Raw genomic sequence first — 15258 nt, 5'->3', positions numbered from 1 at the left:
AGCGCAGCAGGATATTGGACAGATTCTCACGGCAGCGCGGGAATGCGCCGCCAACCCGGACGACGTCCGTAGGTCAGCCAGCGCCAGGTCCATTCCATCGGTCCATAGCGGTGATGCGACAGCCACGCATGGCTGATCCCGATCTGCAGCGCGAACACGCCGAGCACGATGCCGGTCTGCGCCGCGCGGCCCAGTTCGCCGAACAGGCCGAAGCCGTAGCCGTAGAACAGCAGCGAACAGATCAGCGACTGCGCGAGATAGTGCGTCAGCGCCATGCGCCCGACCGGCGCGAACACGCCGAGGACGCGCGCGCCCGCACCGCTGCTCCACGCGAGCACGATCAGCGCGACATAGGCCAGCGACATCGGCAGCGCACCGCACAGCATCAGCCCCTGCGCCAGAATGCCGCGCGCATCCATCGCACCGAGCGTGAACGTCGTGCCGACATTGACCGCGAGCGCGGTGAACACCAGACCCGTCGGCAACGTGATCGCCAGCAGACGCCACCAGAACCGGCGCTGCGCGGCCGGGGCCTGCAGCCAGCCGCCGGACATCAGCCAGCTGCCGATGAGGAATACGCCCAGCACCATCGGCACCATCATGGTCTGGCCCATCAGGCCGATCTGCGCGTAATCGCTGACGCGCTGCACGAGCACCGCACCGAAGCCGCCATCGGGATAGATACTCGCCGCGCGCTCGGCGCTCGCCGCGATCGGCGCGGACATCTCGGCCAGCGCGGATTCGGGCAGCACGAACATCACCGCCGCGAACAACAGATAGAAAGCCGCGATGCCGGCGTACAGCAGCAGGCCGGTCAGCAGTTGCCATTTCGGCGCGACCGCGCGCATCGCCATCAGGATCGCGCCGGCAATCGCATAGGTATGCAGGATGTCGCCCGGCCACAGCAGCACGATATGCGCGACGCCGAACAGAAACAGCGCCGCCATCCGGCGCAGATAGACGCGCCCCACCGACAGCCCGGCGGCGGCTATGCGCCCGCTCATCAGCACGAAGCCCATGCCGAACAGCAGCGAGAACATCGTCCAGAACTTGCCGGCCACGAACACGTGCACGACCCACGCGACCGCATGGTCGAGCCCGGTCGCGTCGACCGGAATGCCCGACCCCATCTGCTGCATCGGCCGGTTGAACCATTCGATGTTCATCGCGAACACGCCGAGCAGCGCGATGCCGCGCAGCACGTCCATCACCTCGAGACGCTGACCGGTGCGGACCGGTCCAAGCGCGGCCTGCGTGTGCATCCTGCGGTCCTCGCGATGTCAAAGCGCCGCCAGCGTCACTGCCGGCGGCGGCGCCCGATCTCAGTGCTGGTGGCCACCGTCGCCGTGCACGTGGCCGTGCTCGACTTCTTCGGCCGAGGCTTCGCGCACGTCGACGATTTCGATGTCGAACTGCAGGTCCTTACCGGCCATCGGATGGTTGAGGTCCACGTCGACCACGCTCATGCCGATCTTCTCGATCGTCACCGCGCGCGGGCCGAAGCTGGTGTTGAGCACGACCTGCATGCCCGGGGCGAGCTTCTGGTCGCCGAAGTGCTTCTTGGGCACGCGCTGGGTCATGCCGTCGCGACGCTCGCCGTAGGCGTCGGCCGCGGTCACGTCGGCCTTGAAGGTCTCGCCGGCTTCGCGGCCGTCCATCGCCTTTTCCAGACCCGGGATGATGTTGCCGTGGCCGAACAGGATGGCCAGCGGCTCGCGGTCGCGCGAGGTCTCCACCGGCTCCTGGCCGGCTTCGGCGACGCTGTAGTGGAAACGGACGACGCGGTCTTTCTCGATCTTCATTGCTGGAATATCCGGATAGCGCGGCAGCGCCGCTTGAGGAGGAGGTGTGGCTGGGGCAGGATGCCGCGATGCAATCGACCGGGCGCCCCATGCGAGCAACCCCACATTATCCGGACTCCGGCACGCCGGCGCCAACCGCCGCGCGCCGCTGGCTGGTTCCGCTGCTGGTGGGGACGCTCGCGCTGGCCGCCTGCGGACGCGACGACGTGCGCCCCACCCCGCCCGCTGCGAAGCCGCAGGCCGCCACCCGCACCTGGACACCGGTCGCCCCGGCCGACCCGGCGGCGGCGAATGCGGTGCTGATGCGGGCGATCAGCCTCGTCGGCACGCCCTACCGCTACGGCGGCAATACGCCCGAGGGCGGCTTCGACTGCAGCGGCCTGGTGAACTACGTCTTCCGCGACATGCTCGACCTGCGCCTGCCGCGCACCTCCCGCGAGCTGTTCGCCTACCAAGGCCCGAAGATCGAGCCGAGCCGCCTCGCCACCGGGGATCTGGTGTTCTTCGGCAGCGGCGGCAGCGTGACCCACGTCGGCATCTATGTCGGCGAAGGCCGCTTCGTGCACGCCCCGAGTACCGGCGGCACCGTGCGTCTGGACCATCTGGACGGCAGCTACTGGGTGCGGAACTACTCCGGGTCCAAGCGCGTGCTTCACTAGAGAATGCATCCGTCGGGGCGCGAGCCACGAGTGTCGCGAAGGCGTCGCCCGATGCACCGGGCAGTCGGTGCGCTCGAACCGGATCGATGACACGCAGATTCGTTCTTCTTTGACGCCGCCCTGCAATCTGTCGGTACCTCGTTCATCCAGACCCGCATTCACCTTTTCACATCGTGGCTGCAACGCCGATCGTCCATGCCTCGGGACTGAAGCGCGACACGATTTCTCCACATGCTCTTCACCGATTTCTGTTCAAAAACGAGGACTTGTACGCATTCATTAATTTTTGTTTAACAACTTTCACATTCCCGTCCGGTAGCTTCCCCCGCTGGTCCGCGACAATGTGAAACCCACGTGACGATGACAGACGCAACGCCAGGCGCTCGCGCCAAACGCCACAGCCGCCTTCGCACTGCCCTCGTCGCAAGTGTCCTCGCCTTCTCCGCAGCACCCGTTTTCGCAGGCCCCGGCCTCGCCGGCGACTCCGCCGACCAGATCGAAGCGACCACCTCGGTCGCCCGCGCGCTCACCACGCCCACCGCGCAGCTCGCCCAGCCCGAAATGCTGCTGGCCAGCGACATCAACCAGCTGATCGCGATGGACGTCGACAAGCCGGTCCAGGCCGACGGCCGCGTCGAGGGCCTGCTCAAGCGCGCCCTGAGCTTCATCGGCACCCCGTACCGCTGGGGCGGCTCCAGCCCGGACAGCGGCTTCGACTGCAGCGGTCTGGTGGGTTATGTGTTCCGCACCGCGTTGGGCATCGACCTGCCGCGCGTCTCCCGCGACATGGCGCAGAACGGCGAGCGCGTCGAGCGCACCGCCCTGACCGCCGGCGATCTCGTGTTCTTCGGCCGCCGCGGCAACCGCATCGACCACGTCGGTATCTATCTGGGCGACGGCCGCTTCGTGCACGCTCCGCGCAGCGGCAAGGACGTGATGGTCTCCGAGCTGGACTCGGGCTACTGGGCCACCCGCTTCAAGTCCGCACGCCGCGTCGCCGGCGTCTGAGGGCTGACGCCCGATGCGAGAAGGCCGCCGAAAGGCGGCCTTTTGCGTTGTGGCTGCAGCTTGCACGCCGAAGCCCTCCCCCGTGCGCGGGGCAATGCGCCCCTCACGGGTGGAGGGTTGGGTGGGGGCGAAGTGTCACGGCGGAGATCAAACGACCCGCGCGGCCAAACGTCTCGACGCACGGTTCCAATAGGCGCCAAGCTCGGAGCGCTCAAAGCGGATGCGCGGACGCCAGCAGCGCGCGCATCAAGGGCGCCGTCGCCTGAGGGGTTGCCCCCACCCAACCCTCCCCCGCAGCGGGGGAGGGCTTCGGTCATGCAGCATCTGATACATCCGGGGCCTGAAGAGTCAGCGGCGATGTAACCCGACATCAGCGTTGCGCCAGCGCCGGAACAGAAAAAGGCCGCCCGAAGGCGGCCTTTTCCATCAACGCGGATCGAACACGACCCGGACCGTCAGGCCCACGCCGCGCCCTGCATCACGCGCGGCTGTCGCGGCGTTCCTGCGGACGGCCGGCACCCGGACGGTGCTGCTTCGGGCCCGCGTGCGCATGTGCGCTGCGGTCCGCCGGCTTGCCGTGACCCCGGTTGCCCGGCTTGCGCGGTGCGCGCTCGCCACCGGGCTTCTGCTCGCCCATGCGTGCGCCCGGACGGCCACCGGCCGGCTGGCGACGCTGACCGCCACCGTTCTTCGGGATCGGCGTGTCGAGACGCACCGGCTGGCTCGGCTCGAAGCCGGGCACCGCGGTCAGGTCGATCTCGGCCTTGAGCATGCGCTGGATCTGGCGCAGCAGACCGCCCTCTTCCGGCGAGACCAGCGACAGTGCCTCGCCCGTCGAACCGTTGCGACCGGTGCGGCCGATGCGGTGCACGTAGTCCTCGGCGACCATCGGCAGATCGTGGTTGATCACCAGCGGCAGGTTCGGGATGTCGAGACCGCGCGCGGCGACGTCGGTGGCGACCAGGATGCGGGCGCGGCCGGACTTGAACATGTCCAGTGCCTTCTGGCGCTGCGCCTGGCTCTTGTTGCCGTGGATCGCGACCGCCGGCAGGCCGGACTCGGCCAGCTGTTCGGCCAGACGGTTGCAGCCGTGCTTGGTCTTGCCGAACACCAGCACCTGGTCGGTGTGGCGCTTGGACAGCAGGTCGACCAGCAGGTCGCGCTTGCGGCTGTTGTCGACCGGATGCGCGCGGTGCGCGATGGTGTCGGCGATCGTGCTGTTCTGCGCCACCTGCACCTGCTGCGGATCACGCATGAACTCCAGCGCCATCGCCTTGATGCGCGGCTCGAACGTGGCCGAGAACAGCAGCGTCTGACGCTGCTTCGGCACGCGGTTCATGATGCGCTTCATCTGCGGCAGGAAGCCCATGTCGAGCATGCGGTCGGCTTCGTCCAGCACCAGCACCTCGACGGCGTCGAGCTTGGCGTGACCGCTGTCCATATGGTCGAGCAGACGACCCGGGCACGCGATCAGCACGTCCACGCCGCGGCGCAGGTTGTCGATCTGCGGCTGCATGCCGGCGCCACCGAAGATAGTCGTGACATTCAGACGCAGATGGCGGCCGTAAGTCTTGAGGTTGTCGGCGACCTGCACCGCGAGTTCGCGGGTCGGCACCAGGATCAGCGCGCGCGGCTTGCGCGGGCCCTTGGGCGGCGTTTCCTTGGCGAGACGCTGCAGCAGCGGCAGGCCGAACGCGGCGGTCTTGCCGGTACCGGTCTGGGCGCCGCCCAGAACGTCGTTGCCGCCGAGGATCAGCGGAATGGCCTGCGCTTGGATCGGCGTGGGCGTGGTGTAGTCGTTTTCGGCGAGCGCGCGCAGCAGCGCGGGCGACAGCCCGAGGTCTTCAAACGTCATCTTGGAACTCCTTGCGCTTCCGCACGCCACCGCCTGCGAATCGTGCGGACGCACGAACACCGGAACGGAAACGCTGGGAAGTCTTGCTCGGAGCTATCCAGAACCGCGCTGCGAGCAATGATGAAACGGCTGCCGGATGCTCCGGGCCGTGGTCTGCGCGACGAAAGACGTGCGGGATAAGTCCGCGCGGATCAGGAATCGATCAATGCGGTAGGCGTACCAGGATCGTATCTGTCGGCGCGGATCGCGTCGGACAGGGGCAGCCGTGTTGCAGAACGAGGCAGAGTCTACTCCAATTCAGCCTGCCACTCCAGCCGCCGGCCACGCGCTGCGACAGCCGGCGCTCAGGCGCCGCGGTCGCGACACGATGCGTGCCACGTCGCCGCTGGGCGCCCGTCCGGCGCTGTGTCACCCTTCACGCATCCTCGACAGGATCCACCCATGGCCTTCCGATCCAGCGCGCCGTCCGCCCCGATGCTGTTTGCGCGCGTTCTGATGGCGAGCCTGTTCATCGTGCTCGGCGGCTGGCGGGTCTGGAGCGCACTCGACGGGATGGTGCTGTCGAACGCCGCGCTGGTGCTGAGCGTCGGCGAACTGCTGCTGGGCCTGCTGCTGCTCGGTGGCTGGCGCCTGCGCTGGGTCGCGCTGGCGGCCGCGGCGCTGCTGGTAGCCGACGCCTTGCTGTCGCATCCGGTCTGGTCGGCGCGCGCCACGGCGCTCGACGGCCAGCTGCTGCATTTCATGAAGAACATCGCGTTGGCCGGCGGCTTCCTGCTGCTGGCCGCGACCGCACCGAGGAAGTGATCCATGGCCACCGAGGCCCACGAAACCACCAGCCAGCTGATCCAGGTGGTCGCATTGCTCGGCGCCGCCGTCGTCGCGGTGCCACTGTTCCGCAAGCTGCGGCTCGGCTCGGTGCTCGGTTATCTCGCCGCAGGCCTGGCGATCGGCCCGTTCGGCTTCGGCTGGTTCTCCGATCCCGAATCGATCCTCCACGTCGCCGAACTCGGCGTGGTGATGTTCCTGTTCGTGATCGGCCTGGAGATGCGGCCCTCGCATCTGTGGAGCCTGCGCCGGCAGATCTTCGGCCTCGGCGCGCTGCAGATCATCCTGAGCATCACCGCGCTGACCCTGCTCGGCGCGGCGTTCGGCTTTCCGTGGCCGATCGCCTTCGTCGGCGCGTCCGGCTTCGTGATGACGTCCACCGCGGTGGTGATGCAGCTGCTGTCCGAACGCGGCGAGATCGCCCTGCCCCATGGCCAGAAGATCGTCTCGGTGCTGCTGTTCGAGGACCTGCTGATCGTGCCGCTGCTGGCACTGATCGCGTTTCTCGCGCCGACGCCCGAGGCTGCCGTCGATGCGCCCTCGCGCTGGATGTCGATCGCGATCGGCATCGGCTCGCTGGTCGCGCTGATCGTCGCCGGCATCTATCTGCTCAATCCGATGTTCCGCATCCTCGCCGCCGCCAAGGCGCGCGAGGTCATGACCGCGGCCGCGCTGCTGGTGGTGCTGGGCGCGGCGCTGCTGATGCAATTGGGCGGCCTGTCGATGGCGATGGGTGCGTTCCTCGCCGGCGTGCTGCTGTCGGAATCCTCGTTCCGCCACCAGATCGAAGCCGACATCGAACCCTTCCGCGGCATCCTGCTGGGCCTGTTCTTCCTCGGCGTCGGCATGGCGCTGAACCTGACGGTGGTTGCGGCCAACTGGCCGTTGATCGTCGGCGGCGTGTTCGCGGCGATGGCCACCAAGGCGCTGTGCATTTACATCGTCGCGCGCGTGACGCGCAGTTCGCATCCCGAAGCGCTGGAGCGCGCGGTGTTGATGGCGCAGGGCGGCGAGTTCGCGTTCGTGCTGTTCTCCACTGCTGCCGCGACCGGGCTGATCAATGCCGAGGTCAATGCCAACTTCACCGCGATCGTCGTGCTGTCGATGGCGCTGACCCCGCTGGTCGTGCTGATGACCCAGCGCTTCATCGTCAAGGCCAAGGACGCGCGGCCGGACGACGTGGAAGACGTCGAAGGCCAGAGCGGCAGCGTGCTGATCATCGGCTTCGGCCGCTTCGGCCAGGTCATGAGCCAGTCGCTGCTGGCGCGCGATGTCGACGTCACGATCATCGACACCGACATCGAGATGATCCAGAGCGCGGCCGAGTTCGGCTTCAAGGTCTACTACGGCGACGGCACCCGTCTCGACGTGCTGCACGCCTCGGGCGCCCGCACCGCGCGCGCGATCGCGATCTGCATCGACGACCGCGCGGCCGCCGACCGCATCGTCGAACTGGCTCAGCACGAGTTCGCCCAGGCCAAGCTGCTGGTCCGCTCGTTCGACCGTGAGCATTCGCTGCGCCTGGTCAACGCCGGCGTCGACTTCCAGATCCGCGAGACCTTCGAATCGGCCGTGCAGTTTGGCGCCGCCGTGCTGCGCGAGCTTGATGTGTCGGAGGAGGACGCCGATGCGATCGCGACCCAGGTGCGGCGTCTGGACACCGAACGCTTCGAACTGGAAACCGCCAGCAACGACACCCGCGCCGGGATCCCGCTGATCATCAAGAACACCAATGCGCCGGGCCCGAAGCCGACGCCTCTGACGCGTCCGCGCCGCGAGAGCAAGCGGCTCAACGATGCCGCAGCGGCACCGCCCGGACCCGGCGCGCCATTGCCCTGAACGCGGAGTCCGGGGCGATGACCTGCATCGCCCCGGAAACCGGTTCCGTTACTGCGTCACCCGTCGCCGGTTGTCCGACGACACCCGGTCGATCAGCTTGTTGTAGGGATCGAAGCCGGCCTCGAACGGCGCCTCGTCGACCGTCACCGTGATCACCGGATCGGCGGTCGTGATGTGGTGGCGCTCCAGGTACAGCACCTTCTCGTCGCGTTCCTTGCCCGACGGCCCGCGTGCGAACACGCCGACCTCGATCCAGTCGTCGAGCACGCCCGCTGTCTCGCGACCGGTGCCATCGGCGTAGCGCTTGGCCGCATGCAGGTTGAGCGTGACGTCATAGCGGCCATCGTCGCGACGCGTCGTTGTCGCCGTCACCACCCGGTTGTCGTAGAAGCTGATCGTCTCGAACAGATCGGTGATCAACGACTGCTGGTCGGGTCGCGCTTCGGCCCGGATGTAGTCCAGCAGTTCGCGCGACGTGGTGTACGGCGGCTGCTGGTAGGCCTTGTCTTCGAGGAACCGCTTGAGCGCGCGATTGAGCGCGGTCTCGCCCATCTCTTCGCGCAGGCGATAGAACATCAGCGAACCCTTCTGGTAGTGGATGTATTGCTGGTTCTCCACGCGGTAGAGCGGCAGCTCCTCCAGCAGCTCACCGCCGCGACCGCCGAGGTAGCGGTCCAGTTCGTACTTCAGGAACTGGCGCATGCGCGGCCGGCCGTATTCCTGCTCCATCACCATCAGCGCCGAATACTGCGACAGCGATTCGGACAGCATCGTCGCGCCCTGCACGTTCGCACCGATCACCTGGTGCGCCCACCACTGGTGTGCGACCTCGTGCGCGGTGACGTAGAACACGTAGTCGAGCTTGTCGGCATCCCGCAGGTCGGCGATGAAGCCGATCGACTCCGAATACGGCACCGTGTTGGCGAACGCCTGGGCGAAGCTCTCGTAGCCCGGGAACTCGATGATGCGCAACTGGCGATGCTGGTACGGCGTGAAGTTGGCCTCGTAGTACGCCAGTGACTTCTGCGTCGCCTCGATCATCCGGTCGACATTGAACGGATGCTTGGGGTCGAAATACACCTCGATCGGGATGTCCTTGTACATGCCCTTGCGGACCTCCCAGCGCGCGGAGAGGAATGCGTAGAAGTGCAGCATCGGGCGATCCATCGCATAGCTGAAGCAGCGACGCCCGTCGCGCTCGAACTCGCGTTCGATGTAGCCCGGCGCCAGCGCGATCTGGTCGGGCGCGGTGCAGATCGTGGTGCTGAAATCGATCCAGTCGGCGTCGTCGGTCAGATAGGTGTTCGCGCGGGCGGCTTCGTCCTCCAGCTTCGGCATGCGCCGCGGTTCGCCGAGATCGCGCTTGCGCCGTTCGTTGCGGTCGCTGACCTCGACACGTGCGTTGTAGCCGAACTGCGGAAACATCCTGCTGTTGAAGAAGCTGCCGTTCTCGACGAACTGCGTCTGCGCCTGGGTGCTGGTGATGCCGGTTGGATGGAAGTCGACCCTGAAGCGGAACTCGCGCGTCTCGCCCGGCGCCAACGGTGTGGCGAGCCGGTAGATGCGATAGCCCAGCGGCTCGTCGTGCTTGGCGAGCACCTGCCCACCGAGATCCACGTCGACCAGCGCACGGTCGTCGCTCATACCGATGTGCAAATCGGTGATCGGCCCGGCATGTGGATTGCGCACCGTATAGACCAGTGTGCCCGTCATGGACTGCGTTTCGGGGCGCAGGTCGATGTCCGAGCGGCTCGCGATGATGCGCGGCTGCGGCAGCGATTCGTACTGTTTGTAATCGCGCTCGTAGCGGGCCTGCAGATCGAGCTGGCCATCGGGCGAGACGAAATCGTTGCGAATGTTGGTGTTCCAGAACAGCACGCCACCGACCGCCGCGAACGCGAGCACTGCAGCCGCGAACGCCACGCCGAGCCCGCCACGCAACTGCGCGCGCATGTCCGCCAGACGCTGGCGCCAGCCACCATCCACGCCGCGCACCCACAGGGCGGCCGCGAGCAGCAACAGCGCTGCGACGAACAGACCCCAATAGCCCTGGAATGCCAGCTGGCCGGCGAGGAAGTGCCCGTAGCCGTTCATGTCGGAATACGGCGCGTTCGGCCACGCGCCGATCGTGTAGAGGTTGTGGGTGTAATCGAGCATGCCGAGCACGGACTGCGCGACGAGCACCAACACCAGCAGGCCGTAGCCGATGAACTTGTTGTTGGCCAGGACCTGCAAGGCCAGCGCCAGCCCACCCATGACCACGTAAGGAATCGAATCGAGTACCAGCGCCTGCGCGTAGACCAGCGGCTCCAGCTGCACGCCGCCCTTGAACACCTGGATGACCATCGCCATCGCCACGCCGATGAGCTGGAACAGCGCGGTCACCACCAGCAGCGTCAGGAACTTGGCCAGCAGCGGAATGCGGTTGGCGACCGGCATCGCATCGATCACTTCGTTGAGCTTGGCGCCGCGCTCCTTCCACACCAGTTCGCCGGCGTAGAACATCACCACCAGCATCAGCAGGAAGCTGTAGCTGCTGCGCAGCGCGTCGAGCATCTGCGACGTCACCGGATACACCGACGTGCCGTACAGCGACTGCTGGAACAGCGCCGACGGCACGAAGTTGAGGATGCCGAACAGCAGCATCACCAGGAACGGCACGCTGCGCAGCACCCCTGCGGTGTCGAACCGCACCTGTCGCCAGGTCTGCGTCCAGGCGGTCGCCGCGCCGAACACAGGCTGGACGCGGATCGGTGCGCGCGACGGCACGACCGATGCCACGGTGGCCGGAGCCGTCACGCGTCGACGCCTGAACAGTCCGCGCCCCGTCCCGCTGCGCTCGGTCCGGAAGAGCGCGAAGGCCGCAGCGAACAGCGTCAGCGATACGCCCAGCCACAGCGCGCGATTGGCGAGCAGATACTCGGCGAATGCGGGCAGGCCGGCATTGCGTTCCTCGGCCGACCAGTACCGCACCGTGCGCGACAACGCGCGCACGCCGAGCGGCTCGACCAGGGTCGCCAGCCAGATGTTGTCGATGTCCTTGATCAGCGTCGCACTGACGCCGTAGAGCACGAAGAACGCCAGCACGCCGATGTAGACCCAGAGGATCGAACGCGTGGTCACCGCAAGAACCGCCAGCAGCGCCGTGACGAACAGCAGGTTCGGCAGCACGAGCACGCCGAGCGACCACAGATACGGCTGCAGCGACACCGGCCCGAGGCGCGCCGGATCGATCCACGGCATGAACTGCGCGACGAACAGACCGAGACCGATGACGACAAACACCGCCAGACTGGCCGACAGCGCAGCGCCGATGCGCCCGAGCAGATAGTCGCGCCGGCGTACCGGCCCCGCGAACAGCAGGTCCGCGGTGCCCTGTTCGAAATCGCGCAGCAACGCGGTGCTGACGAAGATCGGCACGATCAGCATCGTCAACAGGGTGAAGGCGCCGAACAACTGCGCCACGACGACCGGCGCGTTTCGATGCACGTTGCCGATCGCGCCACCGATCTGCACCGCATCACTCGACGCGGCGCCGAACCCGAGCAGCGCGAACAGCACCGCGAGGCACCAGAGCAGCGGCGAACGGAGCTGCTGGCGCAGCTCGAAACGGAAGAATTCGAGAATCATGGTGTGCTCCGGTCAGACGACCGGCGCAGGCGTGGCCTGCTGCCGCGCCTGCAGACGCAGGCGCTGGAAGTACACGTCTTCGAGATCCGGTTCGATCTGCACGAAACCGTCCTCCGGACGATCCGCACTGTGCACGTGGATCACCGGCTGGCCGGCGACCAGCCGCGTCGACAGCACCGTATGCGTGGCCTCGTAGCCGGACAGCGTCTCCTTGGTCACCTGCTTGCGCCAGACCTGCTGCGACAGCGCCTCGATCGCGTCGCTGGGGCGCCCGGTCAGGAGTACCTGGCCGCGGTTCATGATCGCCATCGTCGGGCACAGGTCGGTGACGTCTTCGACGATATGCGTCGACAGGATCACCACCACGTCCTCGCCGATCGCCGCCAGCAGGTTGAGGAAGCGGTTGCGCTCTTCGGGATCGAGACCGGCGGTGGGTTCGTCGACGATGACCAGGCGCGGATTGCCGAGCAGCGCCTGGGCGATACCGAAACGCTGGCGCATGCCGCCGGAGAACGTGCCGAGCTTGCGCTTGCGCGCATCCCACAGGTTCACCTGCGCGAGCAGGCCGTCGACGACCTCGCGCCGTTGCTTGCGATCGGTCAGGCCCTTGAGCACCGCGAAGTGTTCGAGCAGATCCAGCGCGCTGACCTTGGGATACACGCCGAAATCCTGCGGCAGGTAACCGAGCTGGCGACGCACGGCATCCTTGTCGCGCAGCACGTCGATCGGACCGTCGCTGCCGTCGAGCGTGACGCTGCCGCTGTCGGCCGATTGCAGCGTCGCCAGCGTGCGCATCAGCGAGGATTTGCCCGCGCCGTTGGGACCCAGCAACCCGAACATGCCGCGCGGGATGTCGAGCGTCACGCCGTCGAGGGCACGCACGCCATTGGCATAGGTCTTGGTCAGACCACGGATCGCGAGCATGGGCGTCTCCCTGTGCCATCGGCACGATGGCGCGATCCTCGCCTGTCCCACGCAGCCGCGCATGGGTCGAACGTCACCCGCCGTTGAAAGGTGGATCGCCACGAACCGCAAAACCACGTGCGGCGGGCCCTGGACCGCGCCCCGGCGCCCCGGCCGCACGCATGACCTTCGACACCCCCGGCGCCTCCGGGGCAGGCGTAGAGTGCGCCCACACCGGGCGTCGCCCCGGCGGTCCTTCCTTTCGGAGATTCCACGTGATTGCCTTCGTTCCCAAGCGCCTGCTGCTGACCTGTTCGGTGGTGCTGGCGCTGTCCGCCTGTTCGGGCGACCAGGACACCCCGCCGGCCACGGCCGCCGCGCCGGCGACGGATGCCGCCGCGCCCAAAAAGCTGACGCTCGACGAGAGCACGCTGCCCGGCGTGAACCGCTTCGAGATCGGCGATCTCGATACCAGCAAGAACGCCTGTACCGATTTCGACGCCTACGCGAACGGCAAGTGGCTCGCCGCCAACGCCATCCCGGGCGATCGCACCTCGTGGGGCGCGTTCGAGATGCTCGACGAGCGCTCGACCGCCATCCAGCGCCAGCTCGCCGAGCAGTCCGCGGCCGATACCGCCGCGACCGGCGTCGAGAAGATCGTCGGCGACTTCTGGGCCACCGGCATGGACGAAGCCAAGATCAACGCCCAGGGCGTCGAGCCGCTGAAGGACCGCCTGGCGTCGATCGAAGCGCTGGCGGACGGCCCGGCCGTTGCCGAATACCTGCGCCAGACCTATGCACGCGGCGAAGGCGGCCTGTTCGGCTTCGGCCCCGAGGCCGATTTCGACGTGCCGACCATGAACATCGCCTACGCGATGCAGGGCGGTCTGGGTCTGCCCGACACCAGCTATTACACCGATGCCGACAAGGCCCCGGTGCGCGAGCAGTACGTCGCCCACGTGGCGAAGATGCTCGAACTGTCCGGCGTGCCGGCCGCCGATGCGGCGACGCAGGCCAAGTCGGTGCTGGCGTTCGAAACGCGCCTGGCGTCGAAGTCCAAGTCCAGCGTCGAGATGTCGCGTGACGTGAAGCTGTTCTACAACCCGGTCACGCCGGCGGAAGCCGATGCGCTGAGCCCGAACTTCCCGTGGACCACGTTCTTCGAATCGCAGGGCGTCGCGGTGCCGGAGAAGTTCTCGCTGGCGATTCCGGACTTCCACAAGGAAGTCAGCGCGATGCTCGGCGACACGCCGGTCGCCGACTGGCAGGCCTACCTGCGCTATCACCTCGTCGACGGCGCGGCGCCGTATCTGGGCGATGCGTTCGTGCAGGAGAACTTCGACTTCTACGGCAACAAGCTGCGTGGCCAGAAGGAACTCAAGGAGCGCGGCAAGCGCGTGCTCGACACGCTCAACGACCAGGCTGGCGAAACGCTGGGCCAGCTGTACGTGCAGGTCGCGTTCCCGGCCGAGTCCAAGGCGCGCATGGAGACGCTGGTCAAGAACCTCAGCGACTCGCTGAAGGTGCGCATCGAGAACCTGGCCTGGATGAGCGACGAGACCAAGGCCAAGGCGATGGAAAAGTGGGCCTCGTTCACGCCGAAGATCGGCTACCCCGAGAAGTGGCGCGCGTGGGACGGCCTGTCGACCTCGCGCGACAGCTACATCGGCAACGTGCTCGCCGCGACCGAGTTCAACTACAAGTGGATGCTGTCGAAGATCGGCCAGCCGGTCGACAGGACCGAGTGGGGCATCACGCCGCAGACGGTCAACGCCTACTACAACCCGCTGCAGAACGAGATCGTGTTCCCGGCGGCGATCCTGCAGCCGCCGTTCTTCGATCCCGACGCGTCGGACGAGATCAACTACGGCGGCATCGGCGCGGTGATCGGTCACGAGATGACCCACGGCTACGACGACCAGGGCAGCCGCTTCGGCCCGACCGGCAAGTTCGAGAACTGGTGGACCAAGGCCGACTCGACCGGCTTCACCGGCCGCACCGATCTCCTGACCTCGCAGTTCAACGCGTATGAGGCCGCGCCGGGCAAGCACGTCGACGGCAAGCTCACCCTTGGCGAGAACATCGCCGATCTCGGTGGTCTGGCGACGGCCTACGACGCGATGAAGAAGGCGGCCGGCGACACGCCCGACCCGATGACCGACGGGCTGAGCCGCGACCAGCGCTTCTTCCTCAACTGGGCCACCGTGTGGCGTCGCAACTTCACCCCGCAGGAACTCGACGTGCGCCTGAAGACCGACTCGCACGCCCCGGCGAATTTCCGCGCGATCGGCGCGCCGTCGAACCTGCCCGCGTTCGCGGCCGCGTTCTCGTGCAAGCCGGGCGATCCGATGGTCCGCACCGGCGACCAGCAGGTCGTCATCTGGTGATCCACGCGGTATCGCGGTAACGACGAAGCCCGGCAGCGATGCCGGGCTTTTTCGTGTCCCGACCACGGCGCGAGGGCGAGCGACGCACGTCGTTTTCGACACTGCGCCTGCGGAAGCGTACCTGCCCTGGACTTGATCCGGGGTCGACGCCCACGGCGCAATGGCTGTAGCTAGAACGCCGTGATGTACCCGGCGCCACGACGTTTCGCAGGCACTTCCGTGCGTCAGCAACTGCCCGCGCATCGACGGAACGGACCAGGCTGCGGTCACGTCGTGCACCACGCGTGCGACGGGACATCCCTGAACGCGAAATCCCGCACCGTCCTGCCACCGCGCGGCTTGCTAGACTT

10 protein-coding genes are annotated in these 15258 nt (G+C 67.2%); 5 read left to right on the top strand and 5 right to left on the bottom strand.

What is annotated here, in order from left to right; all coding sequences use genetic code 11:
- Positions 1–26: 26 nt before the first annotated feature.
- Complete coding sequence (locus V3391_RS11900; protein WP_332078615.1) at positions 27–1262, bottom strand: DUF418 domain-containing protein; 1236 nt, start codon at positions 1260–1262, stop codon at positions 27–29.
- Positions 1263–1322: 60 nt separating this feature from the next.
- Positions 1323–1802, bottom strand: a complete 480-nt coding sequence (locus tag V3391_RS11895; protein ID WP_332078614.1) for an FKBP-type peptidyl-prolyl cis-trans isomerase — start codon at positions 1800–1802, stop codon at positions 1323–1325.
- Between the two features lie 89 nt (positions 1803–1891).
- Here V3391_RS11895 and V3391_RS11890 point away from each other — a divergent pair, with 89 nt between their 5' ends.
- Both V3391_RS11890 and V3391_RS11885 read left to right on the top strand, forming a co-directional pair.
- Positions 1892–2461, top strand: coding sequence for a C40 family peptidase (locus V3391_RS11890; RefSeq protein ID WP_332078613.1), 570 nt, complete (start codon positions 1892–1894; stop codon positions 2459–2461).
- A 360-nt stretch (positions 2462–2821) separates the two neighbouring features.
- Positions 2822–3469: a C40 family peptidase gene (locus V3391_RS11885; RefSeq protein ID WP_425497255.1), complete on the top strand. Its 648-nt coding sequence runs from the start codon at positions 2822–2824 to the stop codon at positions 3467–3469.
- Positions 3470–3947: 478 nt separating this feature from the next.
- Here the strand turns inward: V3391_RS11885 and V3391_RS11880 are convergent, their stop codons facing one another.
- Positions 3948–5324 carry a DEAD/DEAH box helicase gene (locus V3391_RS11880; RefSeq protein WP_332078611.1) on the bottom strand — a complete coding sequence of 459 codons (1377 nt, stop codon included), beginning with the start codon at positions 5322–5324 and terminating at the stop codon, positions 3948–3950.
- 441 nt (positions 5325–5765) lie between these two features.
- Here V3391_RS11880 and V3391_RS11875 point away from each other — a divergent pair, with 441 nt between their 5' ends.
- Positions 5766–6128, top strand: coding sequence for a hypothetical protein (locus V3391_RS11875; protein ID WP_332078610.1), 363 nt, complete (start codon positions 5766–5768; stop codon positions 6126–6128).
- 3 nt (positions 6129–6131) lie between these two features.
- The gene (locus V3391_RS11870) at positions 6132–7988 is read left to right on the top strand and encodes a monovalent cation:proton antiporter-2 (CPA2) family protein (RefSeq protein WP_332078609.1); all 1857 of its coding nucleotides are present in this window, start codon (positions 6132–6134) and stop codon (positions 7986–7988) included.
- Between the two features lie 48 nt (positions 7989–8036).
- Here V3391_RS11870 and V3391_RS11865 read toward each other — a convergent pair whose 3' ends face one another.
- Both V3391_RS11865 and V3391_RS11860 read right to left on the bottom strand, forming a co-directional pair.
- Positions 8037–11618 carry an ABC transporter permease/M1 family aminopeptidase gene (locus V3391_RS11865; protein WP_332078608.1) on the bottom strand — a complete coding sequence of 1194 codons (3582 nt, stop codon included), beginning with the start codon at positions 11616–11618 and terminating at the stop codon, positions 8037–8039.
- A 12-nt stretch (positions 11619–11630) separates the two neighbouring features.
- Entirely contained in the window at positions 11631–12542 is a 912-nt protein-coding gene (locus V3391_RS11860; RefSeq protein WP_332078607.1) for an ABC transporter ATP-binding protein, read from the bottom strand.
- Positions 12543–12820: 278 nt separating this feature from the next.
- Between V3391_RS11860 and V3391_RS11855 the strand changes: the two genes are divergently transcribed.
- Positions 12821–14908: a M13 family metallopeptidase gene (locus tag V3391_RS11855; protein ID WP_332078745.1), complete on the top strand. Its 2088-nt coding sequence runs from the start codon at positions 12821–12823 to the stop codon at positions 14906–14908.
- Positions 14909–15258: the final 350 nt, after the last annotated feature.

Source organism: Luteimonas flava, from assembly GCF_036584485.1.
In the GTDB taxonomy this organism is placed as follows: Bacteria; Pseudomonadota; Gammaproteobacteria; order Xanthomonadales; family Xanthomonadaceae; genus Luteimonas; species Luteimonas flava.
Note: the sequence above shows the minus strand (reverse complement) of the source record. Positions and strands in the feature narration are given on the sequence as shown.

What these genes read in the sequence shown, in the direction of transcription:
- V3391_RS11900 (WP_332078615.1), bottom strand. Translation starts at nt 1,262, where the DNA reads ATGCACACGCAGGCCGCGCTTGGACCGGTCCGCACCGGTCAGCGTCTC.
- V3391_RS11895 (WP_332078614.1), bottom strand. Translation starts at nt 1,802, where the DNA reads ATGAAGATCGAGAAAGACCGCGTCGTCCGTTTCCACTACAGCGTCGCC.
- V3391_RS11890 (WP_332078613.1), top strand. Translation starts at nt 1,892, where the DNA reads ATGCGAGCAACCCCACATTATCCGGACTCCGGCACGCCGGCGCCAACC.
- V3391_RS11885 (WP_425497255.1), top strand. Translation starts at nt 2,822, where the DNA reads ATGACAGACGCAACGCCAGGCGCTCGCGCCAAACGCCACAGCCGCCTT.
- V3391_RS11880 (WP_332078611.1), bottom strand. Translation starts at nt 5,324, where the DNA reads ATGACGTTTGAAGACCTCGGGCTGTCGCCCGCGCTGCTGCGCGCGCTC.
- V3391_RS11875 (WP_332078610.1), top strand. Translation starts at nt 5,766, where the DNA reads ATGGCCTTCCGATCCAGCGCGCCGTCCGCCCCGATGCTGTTTGCGCGC.
- V3391_RS11870 (WP_332078609.1), top strand. Translation starts at nt 6,132, where the DNA reads ATGGCCACCGAGGCCCACGAAACCACCAGCCAGCTGATCCAGGTGGTC.
- V3391_RS11865 (WP_332078608.1), bottom strand. Translation starts at nt 11,618, where the DNA reads ATGATTCTCGAATTCTTCCGTTTCGAGCTGCGCCAGCAGCTCCGTTCG.
- V3391_RS11860 (WP_332078607.1), bottom strand. Translation starts at nt 12,542, where the DNA reads ATGCTCGCGATCCGTGGTCTGACCAAGACCTATGCCAATGGCGTGCGT.